Genomic DNA, 2,858 nt, shown 5'->3' on the forward strand with positions numbered 1-2,858 from the left:
TACTGACATATCCTTCATATCTGTGTGCTTCCTCCCTTTGTGAGGAGTTAAGCACCTTCATCATCGGCAGTGCTCCCTGTAACGCATTTTGCGTGTACATCGACAACTCACACCCCCATACCTGCACCTGTTCAGGTAACTCGGCATCTGGGGTATATGACTTGGCCAATTGCCATTGAGATGTAAAACTGGTTAATCTATTGAGAGCACTTTTTGGTGCGGTGTCTTCTAACCCTTTTGGTATCCAGTAGCTTTGTTCTTCAAAACAATAACCCGGTAATCTAATGCGCTTCCCAACAACTAACTTATTTTGCTGATATAGAGTCTGCCAATCAATTTCGCACAGCTTACCCGTTGCCCATAGTTCAATAAGTTGCGCCTGCGAACGCTGATTAGTCTCGCTTTGATAGTCACCTCGAGTGCGTTGTACGTCATAGTGTCCTTGGTATAAAGTAATGGTACCATTATGTGTTAACTGCAATGCTTCTATCACCTGTTGGACTGTACTGGCCATGAATGCCACTCGATAGTTCATCTGCTCTCGCCCAACTTGCAATGTATAAGCCAAGTCACACATATTTATTTGATCATATTCATTTTCCAAATATGCCTTCAAATTCGCTATTTGCTGTACTAGTGCACTAGATGTTTTAGCAGAAATAACAACTGGCCACGCCGTGTTATGTTCAGGGTTTAGCACCGGTACTGGGGCACAATATTGTGATAAAACGATATGTGCATTAACGCCACCAAAGCCAAATGAACTAACACCTGCACGTAGCGGCAGTGGCTGACCATCGCTATCTAACGCGGCTTCCCAAGGTTTTTTTTGCTGCAAGATATAGAATGGACTATTTGCAAACTCGATATACTTATTAACCTGCTCACAATGCAAGCTTTTCACCAGTGTTTTATGTTGCATTTGCAGTAAAATTTTCGCAACTCCTGCAGCGCCCGCTGAAAGCTCTGTATGACCGATATTACTTTTTACTGCTCCAATCGCACATGTTGGAGTTGAATCCGGCGAGACTTCGCTTTTACAAGGCGCTGCATACAAGGCTTTAAAAGCCATTTTAAGCGCATTTATTTCAACAGGATCACCTATTTTGGTGCCTGTGCCATGCGCTTCAATATACGTCACACTGCGCGGGTCTATTTGCGCATTTTGATAAGCAGCTTCAATTACCTGGGCTTGAGCGCTGACATTTGGCGCGGTAAATGAATTTGCCTTACCTCCATGGTTGACTGCACTGCCCAAAATTAACCCATAAATAGAGTCATTATCCAATTGAGCTTGATGTAAAGGTTTAAGTAAAAATATAACAACCCCTTCACCACGCCCATAACCATCGGCCGACTGCGAAAAGGTCTTACAACGTCCATCTTTAGCCAACATACCCGCTTTATTGAATGAGATGTGCCTATTAAGACTGACTAAAGTATTAACGCCTCCACTGATGGCCATTTCACATCCCTCGTGGCGAATACTGTGTACAGCTCGGTGCAACGCAACCAAGCTACTTGAACAGGCCGTATCAACAGGCTCACTGGGTCCGTGTAGGTCAAGCATAAAGCTGACACGATTAGGGCCAACAGAATTAGCAGCCCCCGTAGATGAATACCCCTCCACTGGCGTTTTCCGTTGACTGATAAGATCATTATAACCGCTACTTGCCGTACCTATAAAAACCGAGGTATTACTACCTTTAAGTGATGAAGGTGCATAACCAGCATCCTCAATCGCCAACCAAGTATGTTTTAAGATCATTCTTTGCTGTGGATCCATTAACAAGGCTTCGTGAGGCGATAAACCAAAAAACAATGGATCGAACATATCTGTATCTGGTAGGGTTGCCGCCCATTTAACATTGGTTTTATTTACTTCTGTTAGCGGGTCCCCATAAACGCTTTGCCAAGGCCAACAACGTTCTGGGATCAAAGAAATACAGTCCTTACCTTGCGACAAGTTTTGCCAAAAATCAGTCATGTTCTTTGCCTGTGCAAAACTGCCACTCATGCCGATAATGGCGATAACTTGATCTACTTGGTCATTTTTTTTGACGGGCATTAATGTACTTAATGCAGGCTCAACCGCCACCCTAGCAACGGGAGAAACTTTGAGCTGCACTGGCGTTTCAACCTGAGATATTAAATGGTCTGAAAAATTGCTGATTATGTAGTCACTGAGCTCATCAACACTTGTGTATTCAAAGAACATTGCCGGAGTGGTATCTAGCCTTAGCTTCTCATTGATAAGGTTAGAAAATGCAGTCAAACTGATAGAGTCAAATCCAAATTCAGACAATTCAGTAAAAAGTTGCACATGCTCACGAGGAAGTTTGAGTAACTCCTGTATGCCCTCAACCAATGTGGATTGAACCAAAAGTTTCACAGCTTCCGCCGAGTCGATGTGGTTTTTTTGCAGCAATGAAGAGGGTTGTAACTCTCGAGTTGTTCGCTCAGGATGAACAGTGCTCTGCTCATAAACGACCTGAAGAGCAGGGAAGCGCGTTTCAAATCGCTGCCGATCGCCGCTTAATACCAGTAAATTTAGCTCTTTTGTTGCCAAACATTGATAAAAATTTTCTAATGCTGAAGTTGTGGACAATGTGCTTAAACCAAAATGGCTCATAAATGTATGTTGTGCCTCATGCACCGTCATACCACCGTCTTGCCACAATGGCCAAGCAATTGACATACTAACCCCATGCCCTTCGCCCGCTGCCACTGCCTGTGCTCGCTGATGCATATAACCATCCATATACGCATTCGCTGCCGCATAATCTCCCTGCCCTGCGTTACCCAAAACACCTGCCATTGATGAGAATGCTATAAATAATTCTAAATCACATTCCCTC

1 protein-coding gene is annotated in these 2,858 nt (G+C 43.8%); it reads right to left on the bottom strand.

Annotation, left to right across the window (positions count from 1 at the left end):
* Nucleotides 1-2,818 (bottom strand): beta-ketoacyl synthase N-terminal-like domain-containing protein (locus OCI93_RS20695; protein ID WP_261627228.1); only part of this gene is annotated, 2,818 nt, incomplete at its 3' end.
* Between the last annotated feature and the right edge of the window lie 40 nt (nt 2,819-2,858).

This window comes from Pseudoalteromonas holothuriae (assembly GCF_945859825.1).
In the GTDB taxonomy this organism is placed as follows: Bacteria; Pseudomonadota; Gammaproteobacteria; order Enterobacterales; family Alteromonadaceae; genus Pseudoalteromonas; species Pseudoalteromonas holothuriae.